Source organism: Moorena sp. SIO4E2, from assembly GCF_010671945.1.
Classification (GTDB): Bacteria; Cyanobacteriota; Cyanobacteriia; order Cyanobacteriales; family Coleofasciculaceae; genus Moorena; species Moorena producens.
The window spans coordinates 1-23,699 of sequence record NZ_JAAHIE010000060.1; the positions used below are offsets into that span (position 1 = coordinate 1).

General features: G+C 42.5%; 17 protein-coding genes and 2 pseudogenes. 9 read left to right on the top strand and 10 right to left on the bottom strand.

The features are described from left to right. Window positions 1–354: 354 nt before the first annotated feature. The gene (locus tag F6K37_RS09585; protein WP_008188185.1) at window positions 355–597 is read right to left on the bottom strand and encodes a hypothetical protein; all 243 of its coding nucleotides are present in this window, start codon (window positions 595–597) and stop codon (window positions 355–357) included. Between the two features lie 826 nt (window positions 598–1,423). Here F6K37_RS09585 and argF point away from each other — a divergent pair. From argF to F6K37_RS09620, 7 genes are all read left to right on the top strand, one after another. Beyond that, a complete protein-coding gene (gene argF, locus F6K37_RS09590) occupies window positions 1,424–2,350 on the top strand; it encodes an ornithine carbamoyltransferase (protein WP_008188186.1) in 927 nt (308 codons plus the stop codon). A 340-nt stretch (window positions 2,351–2,690) separates the two neighbouring features. Beyond that, the gene (gene ectB / locus F6K37_RS09595; RefSeq protein WP_008188187.1) at window positions 2,691–4,019 is read left to right on the top strand and encodes a diaminobutyrate--2-oxoglutarate transaminase; all 1,329 of its coding nucleotides are present in this window, start codon (window positions 2,691–2,693) and stop codon (window positions 4,017–4,019) included. A gap of 261 nt (window positions 4,020–4,280) precedes the next feature. Beyond that, window positions 4,281–5,540 (top strand): argininosuccinate synthase, encoded by a 1,260-nt coding sequence (argG, locus tag F6K37_RS09600; protein ID WP_287249771.1) that lies wholly within the window; start codon window positions 4,281–4,283, stop codon window positions 5,538–5,540. A 55-nt stretch (window positions 5,541–5,595) separates the two neighbouring features. Next, on the top strand, window positions 5,596–6,642 hold the full coding sequence (locus F6K37_RS09605) for an FAD-dependent oxidoreductase (protein ID WP_287249774.1): 1,047 nt from the start codon (window positions 5,596–5,598) through the stop codon (window positions 6,640–6,642). Between the two features lie 58 nt (window positions 6,643–6,700). Beyond that, the gene (locus tag F6K37_RS09610; protein WP_287249777.1) at window positions 6,701–7,117 is read left to right on the top strand and encodes a cupin domain-containing protein; all 417 of its coding nucleotides are present in this window, start codon (window positions 6,701–6,703) and stop codon (window positions 7,115–7,117) included. Continuing rightward, window positions 7,114–8,598: a class I tRNA ligase family protein gene (locus tag F6K37_RS09615; protein ID WP_287249779.1), complete on the top strand. Its 1,485-nt coding sequence runs from the start codon at window positions 7,114–7,116 to the stop codon at window positions 8,596–8,598. Before F6K37_RS09610 ends, F6K37_RS09615 begins: the two co-directional genes overlap by 4 nt. Continuing rightward, window positions 8,550–9,854: a SidA/IucD/PvdA family monooxygenase gene (locus tag F6K37_RS09620; protein ID WP_008178307.1), complete on the top strand. Its 1,305-nt coding sequence runs from the start codon at window positions 8,550–8,552 to the stop codon at window positions 9,852–9,854. Before F6K37_RS09615 ends, F6K37_RS09620 begins: the two co-directional genes overlap by 49 nt. A 477-nt stretch (window positions 9,855–10,331) precedes the next feature. Here the strand turns inward: F6K37_RS09620 and F6K37_RS09625 are convergent, their stop codons facing one another. Further along, on the bottom strand, window positions 10,332–11,138 hold the full coding sequence (locus tag F6K37_RS09625; protein ID WP_081431845.1) for a cyclase family protein: 807 nt from the start codon (window positions 11,136–11,138) through the stop codon (window positions 10,332–10,334). Window positions 11,139–11,496: 358 nt separating this feature from the next. Here F6K37_RS09625 and F6K37_RS09630 point away from each other — a divergent pair, with 358 nt between their 5' ends. Continuing rightward, window positions 11,497–12,591 carry an SIS domain-containing protein gene (locus F6K37_RS09630; protein ID WP_008178302.1) on the top strand — a complete coding sequence of 365 codons (1,095 nt, stop codon included), beginning with the start codon at window positions 11,497–11,499 and terminating at the stop codon, window positions 12,589–12,591. A gap of 320 nt (window positions 12,592–12,911) precedes the next feature. Here F6K37_RS09630 and F6K37_RS09635 read toward each other — a convergent pair whose 3' ends face one another. The 8 genes and pseudogenes from F6K37_RS09635 to F6K37_RS09670 all read right to left on the bottom strand — a co-directional run bounded on the left by F6K37_RS09635 (window position 12,912) and on the right by F6K37_RS09670 (window position 21,865). Further along, on the bottom strand, window positions 12,912–13,553 hold the full coding sequence (locus tag F6K37_RS09635) for a LysE/ArgO family amino acid transporter (protein WP_008178299.1): 642 nt from the start codon (window positions 13,551–13,553) through the stop codon (window positions 12,912–12,914). Window positions 13,554–13,737: 184 nt separating this feature from the next. Beyond that, a pseudogene (locus F6K37_RS45445) lies at window positions 13,738–14,848 on the bottom strand (ISAs1 family transposase); the annotation flags it as partial. 6 nt (window positions 14,849–14,854) lie between these two features. Beyond that, complete coding sequence (locus tag F6K37_RS09645; RefSeq protein ID WP_131826941.1) at window positions 14,855–15,049, bottom strand: hypothetical protein; 195 nt, start codon at window positions 15,047–15,049, stop codon at window positions 14,855–14,857. After that, a pseudogene (locus tag F6K37_RS45450) lies at window positions 14,991–15,422 on the bottom strand (hypothetical protein); the annotation flags it as partial. The gene F6K37_RS09645 and the pseudogene F6K37_RS45450, both read right to left, overlap by 59 nt. Before the next feature lie 155 nt (window positions 15,423–15,577). Continuing rightward, window positions 15,578–18,856, bottom strand: coding sequence for a hybrid sensor histidine kinase/response regulator (locus F6K37_RS09655; protein ID WP_287249785.1), 3,279 nt, complete (start codon window positions 18,854–18,856; stop codon window positions 15,578–15,580). 470 nt (window positions 18,857–19,326) lie between these two features. Continuing rightward, on the bottom strand, window positions 19,327–20,082 hold the full coding sequence (locus F6K37_RS09660; protein WP_287249788.1) for a DUF1995 family protein: 756 nt from the start codon (window positions 20,080–20,082) through the stop codon (window positions 19,327–19,329). A 134-nt stretch (window positions 20,083–20,216) separates the two neighbouring features. Continuing rightward, complete coding sequence (locus F6K37_RS09665) at window positions 20,217–21,380, bottom strand: cysteine desulfurase family protein (protein WP_287249789.1); 1,164 nt, start codon at window positions 21,378–21,380, stop codon at window positions 20,217–20,219. 104 nt (window positions 21,381–21,484) lie between these two features. Beyond that, window positions 21,485–21,865, bottom strand: coding sequence for a DUF7682 family zinc-binding protein (locus F6K37_RS09670; RefSeq protein WP_008178278.1), 381 nt, complete (start codon window positions 21,863–21,865; stop codon window positions 21,485–21,487). Between the two features lie 252 nt (window positions 21,866–22,117). Between F6K37_RS09670 and F6K37_RS09675 the strand changes: the two genes are divergently transcribed. Continuing rightward, a complete protein-coding gene (locus F6K37_RS09675; RefSeq protein WP_353837936.1) occupies window positions 22,118–23,548 on the top strand; it encodes a phospholipase D-like domain-containing protein in 1,431 nt (476 codons plus the stop codon). Window positions 23,549–23,699: the final 151 nt, after the last annotated feature.

Here is a 23,699-nt window from a genome sequence, read left to right on the forward strand (position 1 = left end):
TTTCTTGGCATCGTTAGAGCTGGATTCTACACTTCAATTATACTCTAGCGCTAAGTAAATGTCAATGTCCATTTTGTGGTATTAAATACCGATTTATCCCTATTTTTAAGGGTTTAATTGCGAGGCTGTTTCAATATTCTGCACACTGGCATTATGAATCATTTGTCCTTTTTGAGAAGCTGCCCTAACCAAACTGACTACTGTATTATAGCTGAGGGGGTGACAAAAAGGCTAAAAAGTAAACGGGGTGTGGGGTGTAGGGTGTGGGGTGTGGGGAAAATAGAAGGGAATTTCGAGTTACCCGGTGCAATTTCATTCCGTCCCCAACCTGATTCAAGCGTCCCTACCAACGTTTCAAGCTCCTGATCTAAACCCGACACCCTTGCACCCGGTCACCCCACACCCAGTAAGGCTTTTAAGGCTGTTTGTCACCCCGTCAGCATTGAGACCCATCCCTTCACTTCTGGCTTTGAGAATCTCGATCATGCGACTTAAGGGGGTGCGCAGTCCTGCTATGGGGGTGGCGAAGGTCTCACGCTCAGTACGTATCGCACTCAAAGCAATGGTAGATGGTTCCTGTGCCGTTTTGGGTCTCATAGCGGTCGTGGGGTTTAACTTGTGGACTACCACACAACGGACAATTTTGGGATAATAACTCCATTGCTCACCTCTAAGTCGTGACAGGTCAAATCTTACCTATTATCCCTCCTAATTCAGATATAGCAAGACTTTCAACCACCCGCTTAACGGAACCAGTGCCTATATTTCACGAATCATTTAAAACTCCTATATCTACTGGTCTGACAAACCTGCGTAATGGCTTAAATATCACATTTTTGATCAATTTTTATGGCCTTTATTTTTAATTAAGATTATTGATAACTTTTATTAACTGTGCATAATACTGTGCATAATTATGTGATATTCTTCTCTAAGAGTTAATACAACTACGAAATCACTAAGTCGATGTAATCAACAGTAAAGTGGGATACACTGTAATCCCTCAATATTCCTAATGCACAGCAGACAAGCATATCGGCTAGTCAAATTTATCTCGAATTAGTGGAGGATATCCATGGCATAGCAAACTATGTAGTTATTTAAACTACAATCAGCAAATTATGAGTATTAGTGATCAGTTCACCAAAACCTACAGTAACAATACTTAAAAGTATGTGATCACCGTTACTCAAAAGGCAGTAGTTATTTCCTTTGGCATGGACGACCAGCAGCGTAGTTACTATGCTGCGCTTAACCTCAATCATCAAGACGACTCCAAAAGATCTTTTAATGGTAATTAATGGCCTGGAAGTCTTTCCCTGTTACCGTGATCAAAAAATAGTTTTTAATTTTGCTAGAAGCTATATAATCATAAAGGTCAAATACTGCAAAAATTCAATTCAGTGAACGGAAAGCGATAATAATGGAAATAGGTTTTTTAAAAGGGCGAGACTTACTTAGTCTGTCAGATCTAAAAGCTGAAGAAATTCTTCAGCTTTTAGATCTAGCAAGGAAAATGAAAAGTGGTCAAGTTAACATTCAATCGAATAAACTTTTGGGCTTGTTGTTTTACAAGCCTTCTACGCGAACTCGGGTTAGTTTCTGGGCAGCAATGTCTCGACTTGGAGGGAAGGTTCTAGATCTTAATCCTGCACTAACCCAAGAGTCTCGAGGAGAACCTTTATCAGATATGGCAAGAGTTTTGAGCAAGTACCTTGACGTGCTAGCAATTCGTACATTTGGCCAGGAGCACTTAGAAGAGTACGCCCGCTATGCCAACATTCCAGTTATTAATGCTTTGAGTGATTTTGAACACCCTTGTCAAGTACTGGCTGATCTCCTCACAATTCAAGAATGCTTCGGGTCTTTTTCTGATCTCACACTAACTTACTTAGGCGATGGCAACAATATCTCCCATTCACTTTTGCTTGCCTGTGCCCTAGTAGGCATGAATGTTAGAGTTGCTACGCCTCAAGAGTATCAACCAAATCTTACAGTTCTAGAGAAAGCTAAGGCAATTGCTCAAGGCCGAACTGAAGTGCAGCTTCTCCACGATCCCAAATTAGCAATACAAGATGCACAGATCATCTATACAGATATGTGGGCTAGTATGGGTCAAGACGACTCTGGAGACATGCGTCTTCCATTATTTGAGCCTTATCAAGTAAATGATGAATTATTGAGCAATGTAGGGTCAGAAACTATTGTGATGCACTGCTTACCAGCTCGGCGAGGGGAGGAAATTACGGAAGAGGTTATTGAAGGCTCTAGATCTCGAGTTTGGCAAGAAGCAGAAAACCGAATGCATATTCAACAGGCTTTATTAGCAAGCCTTCTAGGGGATGATTAGTTTTAAGTTGCTAATCCAGACTAGCTAATTGGTTAACTGTAAGAAGCTGTTTGAAAAGTCTGAAAGGTTACGCTGATTCACTCTTAGAGCCAAGTGAAAAATAGGGACTTTGATGGATAAGTCTAGGTAATCTAGACCACTTTGAGGTGATCATCTTTGAGGTGATAATCCATACTTTTCAAACAGTCTCTAAGTTTGCTAAATCAATAAAATTCATTTTTATAAATTAAACCTTTAATTTTTGTAAATTAAAAGAATCTAGAAACTAATTTAGTTTTATGATATGAATGTAGACCTAAAATTTCTGTATCCAATACTACTATTACGGATATAATTAGCCATGAATTCACAGAAAGCAATTCAAGATCCAGAGAGAAAATCAATATTAACGGACTATTTAAGCCCTGATCATCCTATTGATGAAATATTTAATCGTTACGAGTCTAACGTTAGATCGTACTGTAGAAGTTTCCCTGCTGTTTTTAGTCGCTCTAAGGGCTCAAAACTTTATCTTGAGTCTGGAGAAGAATTAATTGATTTCTTCGCAGGTGCAGGAACTCTTAATTATGGGCATAACAATCCTTTTATTAAGGATAAAATATCTCAATATATATCCCAGGATGGTCTTATCCATGGCCTAGATATGTATTCTAGTGCAAAAAAAGAATTTCTCCATAAGTTTTCAAATATTCTGAATGTAAGGGAGTTGGACTACAAGATCCAATTTCCTGGTCCAACAGGAACTAACGCCATTGAAGCGGCTCTTAAGTTAGCTCGAAAAGTTACAGGTCGGGAAGGTATTTTCTCCTTCATGGGAGGCTTTCATGGTGTATCTTTAGGAAGCCTTGCTGTGACAGGGAATCAAAAATTTAGGAAAGCAGCTGGCTTGCCTTTGACTAATGTTACATTTATTCCTTATGAAAGTAGTCCATATGGGAATTTTGATTCCCTTGGCTATATAGATCGAATCTTAACAGATCCTTCTTCAGGCATTGAACTGCCAGCAGCAATAATTGTTGAAACAGTTCAGGCAGAGGGAGGTGTCTATGTAGCTTCTATTGATTGGCTAGAGAGCTTGAAGAGTTTGTGTGAGCGACATGATATTCTGCTGATTTGCGATGATATACAAGCAGGTTGTGGTCGCACAGGCTATTTCTTTTCCTTTGAAAGAGCTAATATTACACCAGATATTGTTACGCTCTCTAAATCCTTAAGTGGGTATGGTTTACCGTTATCAGTAGTCCTAATGAGGAGGGATATCGATATTTGGGAGCCTGGCGAACACAATGGAACATTTAGAGGAAACCAGCTCGCTTTTGTTGGGGCAAGTGCCGCTTTCGACCACTATTGGGGAGGAAAGAGTTTAGAAATTAAGTTAAGAGAAAAAGAATCTTTTCTATCCAATTTTATGCAATCTGAAATTTTAGAAAAGTTTGAAGGAGTTGAAGTGCGTGGAGCTGGTATGATTTGGGGAATTGATATGTCAAGTCACAGTAGTCCTGAAGTATCTAAAAGAGTTTCACAGCTTTGCTTTGAAAATGGTTTAGTTGTTGAGGTCTGCGGAAGGAACAGTAGTGTTATAAAATTGTTACCGCCATTAACTATTGATATCCATGACCTCCGCCAAGGTTGTGAGATAATAGTTAAAGCAATGAGCAGATTGTGGTAATTAACTGATAGGAATCAAATATGATTGTTTCCTAAAATCAAATTATCTGCATAAATACCTTTGTAATAAACTATTTGGAAAGTCATAAATGTTACTTTACTATTTTTTTAGTATGGCCTGATCATAGGGGCTATAGAGACATATCCTAGAGATAGCTTGATTAGTTTAAGGTAATAACTTTGGCTTTCCAATGATCCTCTGAGAAATTGGATTAATTGCATCCTCTTATAAAGGAAGTAAAAACAGGAATAAAAAACTAAAATGAAAGATATTAATACAGTACTGGAAATTGCTGAAATTGGAGAACCAATTGCCTTTGCTGTATCAGGTGGGCTCGATAGTTGTACGATTACTCGTTGGCTTACTGATAGAGGAGTGAAAGCTATTTGTTTTACAGCCGATCTTGGCCAACCAGATGAGAAAGATATTTCTCATATTGGAGATCGCATAAGAAAATCCGGTGCATATAGCCATCATTTCCTTCATTTACAAGACCACTTTGCTGAAGCAGGGCTGAAACTCATTCAAGCTCAAGCCTTTTATGAAGGTGGATATTGGAATATAACAGGAATTGCACGCCACATCATTGTTAAGGGTATCCTTGAAGCAATGACTCAACATAAACTCTCAATTCTTGCCCATGGATCTACAGGGCGTGGCAATGATCAAATTCGTTTCCAAGTTATGGCTCACATGCTCAATCCAGAAGTGAAGTTATATGCTCCTTGGCGCGATCCGATCTATTTGGATAAATTTCAAGGTCGTGCCGAAATGATTGACTTCTGCCAGGCTCATGGGCTTCCAATTCGAGCAACTAAAGATACTCCGTACTCAACAGACGCAAATTTATTGGGTATCACCTATGAAGGAGGTAAGCTTGAAGACTTAAAGACACCTTCAGATTTTGTTACTCCTACTATGGGAGTTTATCCAAAAAATGCACCTGATAAGGTTGAAAGGTTTGTTGTTCGTTTTGAGCAAGGAAGGCCAGTCGCAATTAACGAAAATCAAGTGTCTTTACTTGATGGGTTTAAGTTGGCTAATCAAATAGGAGGTCGAAACGGGGTTGGAATTGGAGTTCACGTTGTTGAGAATCGAATTGTAGGGCTAAAATCTAGAGGAGTTTATGAACAGCCTGGTATAGATATTCTTAGCAAATGTTACAGATTTCTCCTCCAACTAATTCTTGATCGAGCATCCCAAAAGATGTTCGATCAGATGGCTTCACAACTTGGAGAAAACATTTACTATGGTTTAGGTTTTGACCTCCCTTCGCAAATGGGTTTTCGAGCTATTGAGCCCGTAACAAATTTAGCTACAGGTACGATTACAGTAGATATTTACAAAGGACATGTAACATTTGTCTCTGCTGAAGATGTACCACACAGTATTTATACAAAAGAAACAACTTCTATGGAGAACATTGGAAGTTTTAGCCATCTTGACTCAGAAGGTCTGCTTCGCATTCTTAGTTTAAGTGCTCGGGCAAAAGCTCATAGCCGCTTAACTCATAGTTGGTAAATCAAGATTTGTATTCATGGAGGCTAATTTTTAGGGCAATATATGGATAGATGATATGCATTTTAACTTTGCGGTTATTGGGAATGGCTTGCTAGGATCTGCTATTTTAGACGAGATTTCAAAAGATCATTCTAGTGTTGTGGGATATGGCGCAAACTATGGTACAGCAGGTCGCTATTTCTCAAGCCATGAGGATGATTCAAGGCTTGTTAGAACTTATCATGATGACCACTACTGGGAAGATCTGGCAATCCGTAATCTTCAGGAAATTAGAGCTTTGGAAAAGGAAGTAGAAATGAAAGTCTTCTACGACCTTCCTGTATATTATAATCGTAAAGATAACCAAGATGCCTTGTTGTATGCCAGCCTTCAGCCTATTGATGAGCAACATTCAGCAAGGGTACGACCACTCTTCAATGCTGAAGATATAGAAGGAGGCTTCCTTGACCCAAAGAGATATATTAAAGCCATGAATAGGCGTTCAATAAGGCGTGGCATAAATATTTATCCAACGGCAGTAACCTCTGTTACACAGGATAGAGAGGTATATCAGCTTATTCCATTAACTGGTCAAAGCGCTAGCACAGACATTGTTATTGACACCCGGGGAGCGTTTTCGGAAGAAGCTTTCAAACAAGGTAAAATCACCATTGTAGGAAAAGTTCTTATTTACACCACTGCTCCATTAGATGTAGAAGAAGGTAGCTTTTGCTTTATCGATTCATCCCCAAAGCAAAATGTCTTTCAGAATGCCTACGGCTTTTTCCAGTATCAAAAATTAGAGAATACAGCTATCTCAAAGTTCGGATTTACAGAATTACATTATGAAGAGTTAGCTAGCATAGATAAGTTGATATGGTGGTTCCAAGGGGGATATACTGAGTACAGTTATTTACAGGAAGCATTGCTGTATATAGAGGAATTTATGGGTGGATCCCACAAACTTTTGTCAGTCAAGCCATGTGCCCTTTCACTTACGAGTAATGGTAAGCCATTTGTAGAGCGAAAAGGGAATTATATAACAATCACAGGAGGAAATGGAAACCTCGCAAAGTGTAGCCAAGCTTTTGCACAGGAAGCATTACATCTTGTCGGTTTATGATAATCCGTTTTGTACAGAAGTCACTAACAAGTTTTTTTTTAAAGGAGTCAGATAGCTTATGTATATTCAACGTAAGATCGAAGCCTTAAGTAAGTATGAATATGGTTGCGATTTACGGCGACTTTATCCTTCCCAGGATTTATCTAACCCTCTCTACTGGGGATCCGCAATTGCTTCTGTGCGACCCGGTGAGTGTACAACCCCCCATAAGCATGATGAGCTAGAAACTTTTATCGTATTGGCAGGGAAGGGAAGGATGTACATTGAGGCAGAAGAAGAAGATCTTGAAGCTGGGGATGTTGTTTTCATTCCCAGAGAACAAACCCATAGGTTTCAGAACCTGTCAAATCAGGATCCACTAACTTTTATTACCATCTTCTGGGACTCGCCAGAGGCGCGAGAACAAATTAAAACCTATATAGATAATCAGACTAATGCTATAAATTCCCAGCAAGGAGACCTATCTCAGAAATGATTCTTATTATTGCACCACCACCTACTCCCAATGGGGATCTACATGTTGGCCACCTGTCTGGTCCGTATCTAGCTGCAGATATCTTCAAACGGTATATCAGACAACATGGACAGCAAGCGCACTATGTTGTCAGCACTGATGACAACCAATCCTATGTGGATACGACAGCTAGGCGATTGGGAATAGAGGTTACATCTTTGATCAACCAGTCTCGTACTGAAATCCGTGATTCACTCTCAAGTTATGATATTGCTATCGATCACTTTGGGAATCAGGATGCGAGCTATCGCGAATTTGTTCAGGCTTTCTTTGAACGGTTATACTCATCTGGCCTTGTTGAAGTAGCTGAAATGCAGGTCTTCTATGATAAGAAGACGGATACTTACCCGATCGAATCATTTATCTCTGGTTTCTGTCCCAATTGCTTGAGTTATACATGTAGTGGTATTTGTGAATCCTGTGGACATCCTAACTCTGCAATTGATCTTCTTGAAGTGCAATATCCTGGCTTAGAGATTTTGAAGGAACCAAGGCTTGTCCTCAAACTTGAGGAATTCCGTTCTGAGCTAGAACAATATTTGCTTGGGATGGAAACACACCGCCCCGCGCTAAAGCACCTCATTTCTTCTCTTCTAGATCAACCTATGACCCCTTTTCCACTATCCTATAAAATGAATCGGGGGATTAGTATAGATTTTGCTCTTTCTGATCAGAAACTAAATGTTTGGGCAGAGATGTATCCTGGTCACATTTACTTTCTCAAAAAATCAGCAGGTCAACTAAGTAACAAAGATGAATATGTCCAGTTTCTTGGTTTCGATAATTCTTATTTTTATGTTTTCGTCCATTTCGCCTTAGGGATAGCCGCACAAAAATGTGGGTTCGATTGGCCTTTGCCACGTGGATTTATCACTAACCAATTTTATTATCTTGGCTCTTCTAAATTCTCAACCAGTAAAGGTAATCTCATTTGGGCACGAGATTTGGTGAAGGATTACGAGGCAGATATTATTCGCTTGTTCCTTGCGTTGCATGGCCCTGAATTTCAAGAAGCAAACTTTTCCCTTATAGCCTTTGAAAAGACAGTATCTGAAATTGCCCGAAAAATTAATGATATTGTAGAAGTTTTCAATGCTAAATTAACTAGTATGGAAAATGGAGATGACTACAAGAATAATAAGACTATAGAGAAAATAATCTCTATCTTGTCGAAGCCTCTAGATCTCAAGGATTATTCGTCAAGTATTTTAGCCCAACGCGCTCTGAATATTATTGATTTTTTACGAGAATCCCTCCAACATGGCAATCATTCTTTACTTCCCTTCGTACCTGTTTTACTAGTAATGGGACTTGACCCTTTTTGCCCTAAGTATACACAATCTATTCGTGATAAGTTTGAATTATCTAACTATAATTGGGAGGAATTGGTACCATGTTGTCATATACAACACGAACTTCCAAAATTGCTGGTGAAGAGATAATATACGATGTTATTGGAGTCGGCTTTGGGCCATCTAATATTGCTCTTGCCATTGCTATGGAGGAAGGCAATTATCCAGGCAAAGTGCTCTTTATAGAGCGTAATACACAAGTATCTTGGCATGAGGGAATGTTACTAAATGGTAGTAATATCCAAAACAACCCTTTGAGGGATTTGGTTACTCCAGTCAACCCTAGAAGCAAGTATACTTTTGTCAATTATCTCCATCAGAGTGGTCGGTTGTTCGATTTCCTTAACCTTGGAGTTACGCATCCCCTTAGACAAGATTACTACGATTATATTGTCTGGGCAGGAAGTCAATTTCAGAACGTGGTGTATGGAAGTTCTGTGACCAAAATTGAACTCGCTTATATAAGTGGTCAATACCTATGGCGACTTACAAATAACCAAGGTACTAACTTCTTAACTCGGTGTTTAGTAGTGGGAACGGGTAGGAATCTTAATATTCCTAAAATCAAGGGAGTAAATAGTCCAAACGTTATTCATTTTGTTAATTACCTCCATCATATTAAAAAATATGATAAAGACTCACCTATTGTTGTGCTTGGAGCTTCACAGAGTGCTGTGGAGATTATCTTGGATCTAATTAACAAAGGCTATCAGCAGATCTATTCGGTTCATCGTTCTTTTTCATATTGCCTCAAGGATACTAGCTGTTTCAGTGATGAAGTATACTTTCCTGAGTTTGTAGATTACTACCATGGGCTACCACCTCAAATGAGAGCAGAGTTGGATAAACAGCTTCGCCGTACTAACTACTCCTCAGTAGATAAGGATATTCTTGATGCCTTGTATTTAATACGGTATGAGGACAAAATAAACCATCGCGAACGTTTGAAGATTTATCGCAATTGTGTGGTTGACGAGATCAACCCGAATGGAAAAAAATCTATCCTTATCCGACAGCTTTATAAGGGCAATATAGATGAACTCCCGTGTGATTTAATGATATTGGCAACTGGGTTCTTAGATATCGGTCGTAATGGCCAGGAAGGATTGCCAAAACTACTCCGTGATGTAGCAGATAATTTTGTTTGGACAGACGATTATCTCAAGGTGGAGCGGGACTACCGTATTGCCATGAAAGAAGGAGTTTCTTTACCAGATATATACTTGAATGGGTTATGTGAGTCTTCACATGGTTTGGGGGATGCCGGTTCGATCAGCCTTGTGTCACTGCGAGCACAAGATATTCTGGGTGGTATTCTGAAGCGGCTTAGTCCTGTAGTTGTCTGAACGTGAGAGGGGCACTCACGTCATAAAAGTGGAACTGTTACCAAAAAGTTTGGGTCATTAGCCCCGTCCTTCTAGGACGGCTTTTCATGATTATGTGATAGAATAAAAGCATAAGCAATAAACTTTTTGTCAGATAGGTACTATCTAATCATAAATAGACAACGTAAAAAATATGTATGAGATACGTATTCCGTAATTTGGTCTAACGACTACAACGTCTATGAAAAACTTAGATAAAAAAGTATAAAGGTGCGCTTACAGTCGTCGAATTAAATTCGCCGACGGAAAGCGCACCTTTGGTTAAAACTTTTTTATTAAGGCTCCAATCTTCTAAGGTTTCGTCTCCGGCACACCGAAACCTAGATCTATGATATAAACGCTTGGGGAAATTTGTCCTCTACTTTTTCTGACTCCGGTTTGAAAGAGCCACGACGAGTAGTAGAGCCAAGAATCCCCGTTCTTTTAGGACGGAGATTGTCAAATGACTGCTATTAAGCGCACTGGGCTTCCAGTTCCACCATAAACTTTAGATGCCCCAACAAAAAGGAATGCTCCTGAAGGGGGAATGTTGTCAAGGTTAGCCACATTTTCTAATCCCCAAAGCCCATTCGACAACCAAGTATTATGAACTGGGAAATCCTCCGAAGCCCCTTGATCAAGGCTAAGAGTATCAACACCGATGCCAAGCACAGATCTTGCTTCCAACAGAAACTCTACAGCCGTTTTACTCCAACCAGGGAAATGAGGAATTCCTTGTTTATCCATGTTTACAAAAGCATTATTATCTCCGAAGTACTTTCCCCAGCCACTATTCATAATAATGATGGCATTGCTAGGGATCTTTCCATACTTCTTTTCCCAACGCAAGATATCGTCCGGAATCACTGTAGCATCATGATTATGTAGCACACGGTCTCGAATATCTAACACCACCAAGGGTCCACACAGACAATGAACTGGAATCTCGTGCACAGCAATGCCATCTTTGATAAAATGAATGGGAGCGTCTAAGTGCGTTCCAGTATGCTCATTCAGATGTAATTCATAATCTTGATAGCCATTCTCACTATATGTTGATGCTATCTCTAGTCTCATAGGTTTATCCCCTGGGAATACGGGCGTTTGTGGTCCTAATGTATGAGTTAGATCAACAATATGCCCTCTAAGTTTCGGTGGTTTTATATAGTTATTGTACGCTGCCATATACTTATCTGAAACAACCGGGGTATAATTGTTGTCTAAGCTTCTTTGGTAAAGATCTTTCAAAGTTCTGCATAAACACATAGAAACTCAACCTTAGTATGATTTGAATATAGGAATACAACCACTATTAATTTTTACAGCAGTGATTGGGTCGCGAGAGTTGAAGCGACCTCTTTAATTTGGACACCATATCAAACAGAATAGTCCTTTCTGTTTTACCATGTTTTTCCCATTGTCAGACTTCCTCGGTTTTTGAGGGTTGCGTTGTACTCACTCCAATTCCTAATCTTATATTGGGTCTTGGCCGTTGCTTCTATCATGGCTGGGGGGAGTTTTATTTTTCTATCTACAGATTATCCCACTCAACTCATACTCTTTATGCAACGAAGCCCAGTTGTATTAATGCAAAACTTGCACGATAGAGAGGACAACTATTAATATGTCTACTGAACAAAGAGTGAAACATCCCTTTCATATATATGAGGCAATTCTTGAGCAACCTCAAGCATTTGCCCATGCTGCTAGGTGCAATGAAAGATTAATTGATGAGTGTGCTGCCCGTATAGCCTCTTGCGAGCGGCTATTTACAGTTGGGATTGGCACTTCACATTATGCTGCTCAGGTGGGTGAACACCTAATGCGTTTGTATGGAGGAGAGCTGTTCACACAGGCAGTTCACTCATTTGACTTTGCGCTTTATGGACTTCGCATTACACCAAGGGATTGCGTCATTGGTATTAGTCATCGTGGGAATAAACTCTATACAGTTGAGTCGCTCAAACATGCCCGTGAAGCAGGTTGTTACACAGTGTTTATTACAGGTGAGGGTGGAGCTAATGAGGCTGTGCAAACCGACATTACCCTTACTACTGTTGCACAAGATAAGTCATCAGCTCATACTGTCAGTTACATTGGTGCGATTTCAGTCCTATCTGCTCTTGCGGAACGTATCGGCTATCATCGCACTGGGGCAAGTTTTCTAACGAAAAACTTCCTGCACCATGAACTCCCTGAGGCACTACTCACAGCACTGGAAACAGAGAATGAGATAGCACTACTTGCCCACGAATACGTTAATCGACGGCGTATTTGGTTAGTTGGTGGTGGTCCGAATGCTGTCACGGCTCATGAGATCGCACTAAAAATTAAGGAAACTTCCTACTTGCAAGCTGAGGGTATGTCAATCGAGACAATTCTGCATGGACCATTTCAATGCGCTGAAGCAGAAGATCTCTTCGTTTTGATTGCGCCAGCAGGGGCGGCACAGGGGCGCGTTATCGAGCTAGTGGGACTCATCCAAGAAATTGGTGCTGCCTCCTTGGTCATCAGCGACGGAACGGCGGAATCACTGCAAACTGACGCAACCAGTTGGGTTGCTGTACCTAAAGTTCCAGAACCCTTCTGCTCTATAACTTGCCTTGTGCCATTGCAACTATTTACCTACTACTTAGCATTGGAACGTGGAACAAACCCTGATGGATTTCGCCTTGAAGATCCACGTTTTGCCCGTGCACGCTCATTAATACGTTTGTAGTAAGCACCTACACAGAATTAATGGGAGCAGGTCCAAGTTGCAGAAGAAATAAACTATGTATCATCAGAGCAAGCTTAAACCCATGAAGGGGCTAGAGATTTAGTACTAATGTTGCTGCATAAGTGACATGCTCCCCAATTAATTACCTGAGTAAGGTCTGCTGAATAAGTCGGATAAAAACAACTGAAGATCGATACGGCGGTTTGCATAACTATCAGCTACACAGAATTGTTTTAATGCTCCGAAATCCCTGCTCCCTGCTCCCTAAAAATCCAGAACTTTGTACCTAACTGAATTGCCAAGCGCTGTAAGCTTATTCCTCACAAAAACAAACTTATTGCAATCATAAACATAATAGCTCCGATTACTATGTCTAAAATTTTCCATGATCTTGGATTGCTGAAAATTGGTGACAGCATCCTTGACCCATAACCCAAGGTGAAAAAGAATATGAACGATGCCGATATAGCTCCCAGTGCAAATTGAATTCTTGCAGTAGAATAATGGGTGGATATTGATCCCACAAGCACAACTGTATCTAAGTACACATGAGGGTTAAGCCATGTGAAAGCAAGGCAAGTTGTAATAGCAATGGCAAGAGATGTTGAATCGTCAGTAGATGGAATTAAAGAATCAGATGATTTAGCAGCTAACCAGAAACTACGTATACCATAGCCTGTAAGGAAGATGGCTCCAAAATCTCTGGCAATCTCTTCTATCCAAGGTATTTCTTCTATGATTACATGAAATTCAGAAACACCAAAAGCTATCAAAATAGCATCTGATAAAGCACAAATTAAACAAATGATAAAAACATGCTCCTGCTTTAAGCCCTGTTTTAATATGAAAGCATTTTGTCCTCCAATTGCTACTAGTAAAGAAAAACCAAGCCATGTACCAGAAAGGAAAGCGGTGAGCATCTGTGATATTTTTTTGATATTTACAACCGTTGGAATAAACATAAAATGCTAGGAAAACTTCAACAATTTTCATCAGAGAAAGATTCTCTAGCATTTATCTCTCAAAACATCCTAACTTAGAGTAGACCTCTTGCAAAAGTATTTTTCTGCTGGGAGGGTGACACAGGGTACAGCGGCGAAAAATTATGACTCGGATAAGGCACGACTGTAAGGGAATCGAAGCTTTCAAAACCTTCAGCATATACCTTGTATCCATGCTGGCTCGCAACGCTAATTGACGAGTGCTACGTTTATAGCTTGTTTCAAGATTGAGTAAATTGAGACCCTTGCGCGCTTGAGTAAAGCCATATTCTGTGGGGTATGCCCTGTACCAATTCGGCTCCCATCCTCCCCAAAAGTCACATCTAATACCCAATGAAGTTGATTTTCAATGGACCAGTGTTTTCGGATAGCTTTGCCTAACTTTTGAGCATGGGGTGGTAGAGAAGTCAGGTAAAACATCACCTCACGAGTAGTCTTGTTCCACAGATCGCGGGTGCGAATAACCATCACAATAGTCTGTAATCCAGACCAGTGGGACTGCTTATATAAATCTTGGTCTAACGAGGCAAGAGTTACCGCCCACACAATCGCGCTTTTCAGTACGATTGTGTGCTGATTCTACCCTAATATCATAGCTATACTCAATATCCTCTTGCCTGATTAGCAACAGCAGCTTCTTTCCCATTGCTTCACCTGCGTGAAACTTAGTGGGATGATTTTTTTTGAGCGCCAAAACATAATCTCCACCCAAAGCACGGATATCATGGGTTATTTCATACTGAGTTCCCATGGCATCAATGGTAATTATGCATCCAGAGATATCCAATAATTCTAGTAAGGCGCTTGATGGCTGTAATCTCATTGCTTTTATCGTCCACTTTAACAAGCCCTAGAAATAACCGATGCTCACTCGCGATCGCACTAACCACATGCAAAGCTGATTGTGCGAGGGTTAGATCATAGGAACCCTTGATTTGTTTGCCATCAATCGGAATCACCTGTGCCCCATTATCTGTCACTAAACTAGTTAACCAGCTCTGGAAGCTATCATCAAACACACTGGGGGATATTTGTTCAAACACTCGCCTGTAGGTATCTGCCGAGGGAATTCCATTGGGCAATGGTAAAAAGGTAGACAACCAATGGTAATGGCTGATTCCATAGGTTTCAATATCTTCCCATCCCCTCGCACCGACCATGGTAGCTAATAGTGAAATCGTGATAATACTGATAAATGGATGAAGCAGCCCTTGTTTACCTATTGGGTCTGACAGCTTCTCAAAATGTTCGAGCATTTGCGGCTATTGCTGTTGACTATCTCCGGCGGGCTTTAGTGGTAAGGATAATGGACTGGTTGCGGCGGTTTTAGTGGGTTTATTGAAGCCAATGACCATTGGATACCTTGATTGTGACATCGGTTCCCATAGCATATTATGAGTTCGTTTTTCCTGACTTGCTCTTTCCGGTTGAACATTGGGCACAGTGGATTTTCTCACAGCTGAAATATTCCTTGCCATCAAGTGGCATCAACAGCGTGTCAGCAAATCCTGGAAACTTCCTCAAATGCCCCTCGTTTTCCAGCATTTGCACAATTTACTCAAACACTGGTGACACACACTCAGGTAAGACTTGGTGGAGTAAACTTCGAATTTGGTTGTCGAGAGGCATGTGATGCACTCCAAACAGGCTTTGGGCGTTGCTGCACCCTTTGCTTTTTTCCATCTGGCGCTGGTAAGCTAGAAATGATGGGGTGTGGGTCAAGAACACACCAAAGGCACTTAAACCGGCATCTTCCATTCCATAGCGAGTGTTTTTGCCCGTGGGCAAGTCTTGCAGAGATTTCAGACAGGAGCGAAAAGAACTGACTATTGTGTTAAACAACTCTGGTGCTTTGGCTCGCTTCAACTCTCTTGAGTGATCTAGATGATATTAATACACTATCGGCATTTCCACAATTTGAACACCTATTTCCCAAAATGAGAATTGCTGAGCAATGACTAATGCCAACGGGTAGCTGGCATTAGTCATTGCTGATTACTTCCAGCTAACAACACTTCCCCTTGCCTGATTCGTTGGGCAGCATCTAGTAACACGTCTTCTAGATAGGGTTTGGTAAAATAGCCTCTAGCACCGAGATCAGCAGCTACTTTCCGGTGTCGATCAGCACCACGAGAGGTGAGCATGGCCAGGGGTATTTCACACAAATCTGGGTCTTTTTGAAGGCGAGATAGCAGTTCTAAACCATCCATTCTGGGCATTTCAATGTCACAGAATACGATCTCGCAAGGCAAACCAGACCGGAGTTTATCCCAGGCTTCTTGACCATCACGGGCTTGTTCTACCCGATAACCAGCTTTACTGAAGGTCATAGAAAGCAGTTCTCGGACTGTGATTGAATCATCCACAATCAACACCATGGGATCAGATTTGATGAGATTGACCTCGGCTCCGCTGGCAGTCGGAGTTTCCATCCTTTGCCAGATCGCAACACCACCATCTTTACGAATCCGACCCATAGCAAGGTCAATCAGTTCTAGGACGTCAGCAATGGGCATTACTCGACCATCCCCTAAGACGGTCGCCCCGGTAATGCCTACTGGCTTGGGTGCAGGGCCTTCGATTTGCTTAATAACAATTTCTTGCTCCCCCAATACCTGATCAACCTCTACGGCGAGCATGTTACCTGTACTGCGCAGTACCACCACAGAAATCAGGTTGTCTTCCCTTTGGCTGCCATAGACGCTCGCCCGGCTGAGTTGGCTATGGTAGGTCAGCAATTCTGAGAGGGGTTTGAATGGGATCTGGCTGTCCCGCCATTGAAGAAAGGCTTGACCTTGAGAATTGGTCTGAATGCAGTCAGGGGAGACATCCTGCATGTCTTCGACCCCATCCATGGGAAAAGCAATTCTGGCGCGATCGCTTACACAGCAGAGGGCTTTACAAATACTCAGGGTCAGGGGTAAGCGAATGGTAAAGGTGGTTCCTTCCCCGAGAGTAGAGTCGATAGTAATGGTTCCCCGAATTTCACTTAAGCAGGTGCGCACCACATCCATGCCTACCCCTCGACCTTTGGTGTCAGTCACTTTCTCAGCAGTGGTGAACCCAGGGTGGAAGATAAAATTGAACAACTCCAAGTCGCTCAGGGTTTTTGCCTCAGTTGGGGAAATGAGATTCTTTTCAAGGGCTTTAGCTCTAATTCGATCTGGATCAATGCCCCCCCCATTATCCGAGATGGAAATCACCGTCTGATTTCCCTGGTAGAATGCCCCGAGGGTGATTTTACCCGCCCTAGGCTTCCCTGCAGCCAGCCGTTCCTCTGGTAGCTCAATTCCATGGGTAATGGCATTGTTGACCAGGTGGGTCATAGGATCATAGAGGTGTTCCAAGATCATTTTATCAATCAAGGTTTCCCGCCCCTCAACGTGTAGCTCGGCTTCCTTGCCTTCCTGCAAGGAAATTTCCCTGACTGCACGGGGCATTCGGTCTGCTGCTTGGGCAAAGGGCACCATACGCGATCGCGTCAGTCCTTCTTGGAGTTGATTGGTTACCTGTCTGAGGGTACGAGTTACTTGGTCGGTTTCATCCACCAAAAACTCAATGTCAGACGCCGACTCCTTAACCCGGACAATCAGCTCAATGATCTCTTGGGATAGCAAATGGAAGCCTGTAAAGCGGTCCATTTCCAGGGGGTGATACTCTTCTAAGGTCGAGGAATTCTGGTTTCCTTGTTCCCGTTCTTGGATACTTGTAGTTCGGTAAATCTTACTACTAGACAATAGGGAATTTTCCAGCAGGGTTCGCTCATACAAATCCCGCATTTTCAAACCCACATCGTTGAGGCTCGATACCTGATGGGATAAATTATCTAAGAATTGCCGCAGCCGTTCTTGATCTTGCTCTAAGGTATTGCGACCAACCACCAGTTCTCCCACTAAATTGCTCAGGGTGTCCAGTTGTTTAACCGGTACCCGCATGGTTTGTTCAAATAGCTTAGACCTCGGACGCCTTGTTTGGCGAGACAGCTCCTGATTCATCCCTCCTGGAATAGCAGAGATGCTTTGATTTGCCTGCTGTAGCAAGTCCTCGAGGTCTTTAAAGTCATCCTCTACTGAATCCGCCTGATTGGTTTTCGGGGTTTCTTGGTCTAGGGAGTGGTTAGGTTCAGGGCTACTAGTTTCATTTAATAGGAGTTCTAGTTCATCAAATATTCTTTTCTGCTCTGATACCACCTCAGCAGTGGGTAAGGTCACATCCAGAGGTTTTATACTGTCAAAATCAACGTTTTGGTAATGTGCGGTAGCTTCTGCCAACAGCTGCTCTAATTGCTGCCATTGATCTTGGGTTGTTGGTAATGGTTTTGGTGATGAATCTGGTAATTTGTTTGATTTTATGGGATGGGATTTTCTATTTTTTCCTTTGACAGTTGGACTACGAGTGGGTGTAGACGCCTCACTGGGTCGAGCTGAAGTCGAGGTGGGCTTTGGAGACCCTGTGGTTGATGGGGAATTAATTGCTGGCTGTTCATGGTTTGCAGGGGGGTGATTTGGAATCAGCTCCAAGTCATTGACCAGATTTAAATCTTCATTCAGGTCGGTGTGGGTGGGGTCCGGGTGTGGGGTGCTTGGTGGGATAGGCTGCTGTTTGCCCATCCCATAACTATCTAATTTGGTGGGAGGAGTACTTTCCGAGCTTGAGCTATTTTCTTCAAAAAAGGTATCATCAAATAAACTACTTAATTCGTCCGCTGGGTTAGTTTTTTGAGTTAGGCTCCCCTCACTACTCCCAAAAGAAAGTAATTCTTCAAGGTCTTTATCTGTCAGGCTTGGAGTAAGGTTAGGTTGACTATCCTTTCGAGTTGACTCCCTTGACTGTAGTAACTCAAAGGCTGCTTCTTCTGGAAATTCCTCATCGAACAAACTGAGTAAATCTTCCTCGGTAGATTCTGCTGCCTCCGGAATGTCCAACTCATCAAGTTCTTTAATCAGGTCAGATAAATCCTGTGGTTCGTCTGTAGTGATAGAATTGTCTGATTGGCTAGACAACTGCTGGTTATCTGGAGCGATAATTTCTTCTTCTTGCCAGGTTTGATCCAAATCAGGGGTCTGACCTTCAAATATATCAGCTAAGCTATTTAGTTCTTCCATGCCAACTTTCGGTTCTCCAGCATCATCGGTCTGGTATGGGATGATATCAGTAGTTGGTTTTTCCACTTCCTCTATATCAGGTATATCTTCTAGGAAGTTATCTAGGTTAAATTCGTCTTTGATTACTGCTGGTGGCTGAGCATCTAGGTTGTTAGACATTCGGAAAGCATTAATTCCACATTACGCGCACATTTTTCACCTTTTGCCTTGGCAAGTTCGCCGCTTCCCTCTATGATAGTTGTGACATAATCCTACACTGACTCTGCTCTTACACAGCCGCTCCGCGAACGATTTCAGTGTAGGCTTCTTGCCAACTCCACCCAACGGTAACGGATACTCGGCAAGCTTTATTGACGACACGAGATGCCCCTCCGCGCCGGAAAAATACCAAAAAATTTTATCTATTTTAGCTAGTAGGTGGCGGTTAGCTCTTAATTTGATTACCCTACTATATTCATTATAGACGATAACAACAGACGATAACAAAGTATCAAAGTTCCTGTCCGCCATTCATCCAACTAACTAGCCAAGACGTAGCTTAACACGCGCCGCTCTATACAGACGAGGTTTTTTTGCCTCGCTAGGTAGATTTTTGATAACGTTTTTCTGACCTGAGCTCAACTGTGAGTTCAACGACTCAGAGCATTTAAGAATTTCTGGATACCTGAGAATAACGACTGTTTTTTTTGGGCAGATGGTATATTTTGAGCATCTTCTGGGCTAGTCGTGTTAACTAGACTTGCCTTAAGTATAATTTGATCAAGAGCCTCTGCTGTCGGTTTGCTAGGTTCTTCAGTCACCAACTGATACTCATCATCTATTTCTAGCCATACTTGCCACATAGAAGGATAACAACGCCATAGAGCACCCCCTGGAAAGGGTAGCAGATAATAACAAGACTCTAGGGTTTTCAGAAAGCGAGCGCGTAACTGACGTGCGGCATAGCCAATCCCTACAATAGAGACATCTTCCAGTTGAGGATTTAGGATCACACAGGGGCGATCCCCCGCCAAATTGCAAATCTTTTCCACTTGGGCTACTTCCACGGCAGACGGGCCCACTAGCAAGAAAACCTGGTCATCATCTTCAATTCTAGTTTCTGCTGGGGAGCGACTGGTACCAACATCAGTAATTTTAAACGGTACCTCTCCCCAGTCACGAAGGGCAAGGGCTGAAGCACCGGTATCAGGAAAGAAGATTTTCAGTCCGGGGCCATACTGCTCAAAGATAGGAATAAATTCCTGGGCAATTGACTGGGCTTGGAGGGCAATTTCTGGAAAGACCAACTCCACTTGTACCCTGGTTTGACCGTCATCTAGGGCGGCTTTGGTCGCTTGTTTAGCTTGAGCGATCGCATCTTCTAAGCTCAAAGGAAGTTCATTCATGAGTCTGTCTGTGTGTTAATCAAAAACTCTAATATTAATGGCTTAAAAGAAAAAGGAAAACTAATGTCTCGCCACATTAATCGAGCGCCAATCCACCCTACCCATAGGAGCAATTGAGCCTTTTTTGAGCAAAGTTAGACCTTAGATAATTCTGGTTGTGGCATCAGTCGTTCCCAAATTTGCTTGAGTACCATCACCGTCCAATCTACATCAGCTTCTGTGGTATCTCGCCCCAGGGTCAACCGAATTCCAGCCAAAGCAGCTGGCTCGTTGTAACCCATTGCTAACAATATCGGACTTGGACTCAGTTTACCACTGTGGCAAGCTGAACCTGCACTAATACCAATACCAGCCTGATTAAACTGGCGCACTATAGTTTGGCCAGTCACCCCCCCAGTAGGGGAAGTCAAACAGAAACTAACGTGATGGGGTAAGCGATAGTCTCTAGAACCAGTGGCAATGAGATAGGGAGTATCAGCGAGTTGGTCAAACATGCGATCGCGTAATCGAATTAACCGAGGTGTCTCTGTTAGCATTTGCGCTGCTGCTAGTTCTGCCGCGATTCCAAACCCAGCAATTACTGGCAACGCCTGGGTTCCAGACCGCAATCGGGATTCTTGTCCACCACCGGAGATCAGGGGCACTAACTCTACACCAGGGCGGATATACAGTGCCCCTGCTCCCATCGGACCATAAATTTTGTGACTGGAAATCGACAGCAAATCCACCGGTAGTCGTTGAACATCGATAGATAGCCGTCCGGCTACTTGAACTGCATCGGTATGAAACAGCACACCCTGTTCACGAGCAATTTGTCCTAGTTGATCAATAGGTTGGAGTGTACCTACTTCACTTTGACCGTAGATGACGGAGACTAAAACCGTATTTGCCTGTAGGGCAGCTTTTAAATCACTGGGATTGACCCGTCCCAGAGAATCCACTGGTAGCCTGGTCACTTGCCAACCCCACTGCTCCAACATGGCCACTGGTTGAGCGATCGCAGAATGCTCTACACTAGAAATAATGATATGCTGGGGTTTTTTGTAGCCTTGGGCAACCCCCATCACTGCCAAATTATCCGCTTCAGTACCGCCAGAGGTAAATGTAATCGATTCCGCTGGTGCATTGATTAACCTAGCTACCTGTATTCTAGCTCGTTCCAGTACAATGGCCGCTCGCTGACCCCACTGGTGTAAGCTAGAAGGATTACCCCACTGCTGGGTAAGCACATCTTGCATAGTTTTAATGACTTCTGGGCGTGGTGGTGTGTTGGCGCTATAGTCCAGATAAATTTGCATGGGTTTTCAGGCAACCAGCTATCTCTATCTTAAGCATATAACCTTTCCAGGTCTCTCTCCAACTGATGACTAATAACTGAAAACTAATAAGTAATGACTAATAACTAACCACCTGGTTTACCAACATTATAGTCCTCGTGGGACAAAACCGCGTGAGGAACCAATAAGCTACCCTGGTCGTGACAAATCATTCGGTAGTTGCGCGTTACAGGAATACTGATGATCCAGCGGTTGTGGCGCAGCCGCTTGCCACCAAATTCTCTGTAATCCTGGTGATTTTCCAAACCAGCGATTATCCCACGGGCTTTGACCACCACATGGGTAGGAAGGTTTTTTAAGTCAATGGGATCATCTTCAAAACTAGACTCCCACTGCCGTTTTTGCTGTTTTTTCTCTTCCCGTGCTCGGTTTTTTTGATCACATCGGTGGCATGTTTTACCATACCCCTTGTGGCCACACGGGAATGTTTTCTTTCGTCTTGGCATAAGACACTAGTTCGGGTTAAAGTCCCTAACCCGCTAATTAGGCTTCGGTGTAAGCCATTCCATAAAAAAAAGGCAATTAGGGGGAGAGTTGAACAAGATGGCAACTGATATCCCCTGGTATTTTATGTTAATTCAACAACTGCATCTATTTGAATATTGTGCTGTTAGCATGGGGAAATCAGCTATCCAATCGGGTTTTTTGATGCCTTGAGTTCCCAACCAGCGTGCATTTACTGGAATTTGTATTATCTTTTGCTGATACTATTGATTTTGTGTGGCTGTCAACAAGCTCAGCCACAGGTGTCTCTTGAACCCCCTTTGCCCCAAGACCCTTGGGTTCAGGCTTACTTTAATCATAGTAGGTCAGCCCAATACACAGATCCTTACCGGGGAGTAACTCGGGAGGGAGATAACTTGGAGCAAGTGATTGTGGATGCGATCGCATCAGCAAAGTCCACAGTAGATGTGGCGGTTCAGGAGTTGCGTATGCCCAGAATTGCCCAAGCTTTAGTAGAACGTCAGCAAGCTGGTGTCAAGGTCAGAGTCATTTTAGACAATAACTACAGCCTTCCGGTAAGTCAACTGACCGCTGAGTCAGTGGCAAAACTCCGCCAAAGAGAACGCTCACGCTACAATGAGTCCCTAATATTGATCGACCGTGACGGAGATGGTCAGCTCAGTGCAACGGAAATTTCAGAAGGAGACGCTTTAATCATCTTAGGAAATCGTGGTGTACCTATGATTGATGACACAGCGGATGGTTCTCGGGGCAGTGGCTTAATGCATCATAAGTTTATAGTTATTGATAACAAAGTTTCTATTATTACCTCAGCCAACTTCACTCTTAGTGATCTACATGGTGACTTTCAGTTTCGAGAGAGTCGTGGCAATGCCAACAATCTACTCAAGATTGACAGTGTAGAGTTAGCTAAGCAATTCACCCAGGAATTTAACCTGATGTGGGGAGATGGTGCTGGCGGTAAACCAGACAGTAAGTTTGGTCTCAAGAAGCCATCGCGACCAGTAGAGCAGGTCACACTGGGGGATACAAATCTGGGGGATACAACTGGGGGGGATACAACTGGGGGGGATACAACTATCGCTATACAATTCTCCCCAACCTCCACTACTAAACCTTGGAATCAGAGTAGCAATGGTCTGATCGCTCAAATCCTTCCTCAGGCTAGGGAAACCATTCACATAGCTTTGTTTGTCTTTTCCGAGCAACGGCTAACCAATGTTTTAGAGGAATCCCATCAACAGGGTGTTCAGCTCAAAGCGCTAATTGAGCCAAGTTTTGCCTTTCGCTATTACAGTGAGGGTTTGGACATGATGGGAGTAGCTGTTGCTCACAAGTGTCAATATGAGAGTGGTAACCGTCCTTGGCGTCAACCGATTGCTACCGTCGGTGTGCCTCAGTTGCCAGAAGGAGATGTCTTACATCACAAATTTGCCATTCTCGATGGAAAGACAGTGATTACAGGCTCTCACAACTGGTCAAAAGCAGCAAATACTAGGAACGATGAGACCTTGTTAGTTATTCATAGCCCTATGGTTGCTGCCCATTTTGAACGGGAGTTTCAACGCCTCTATGGCAAAGCAGTGAAGGGAGTACCAGTTAGAGTTCAGCGAAAGATTAAAGCACAACAACAAAAATGTGTGCCTCTTGATCCACATTCTTGAGTAGAGCATACTATTGAATAGTTAGCATGACGGGTTATACCCCTCAATTAAATAGATGTGTTATATCAAGTCCAGTTAATCACTTTTAAAATGGTCTGTTGTTTTTTGTCGTTAGTCATTAGTAATTGGTAAAACCTCCACCTGCTAACCT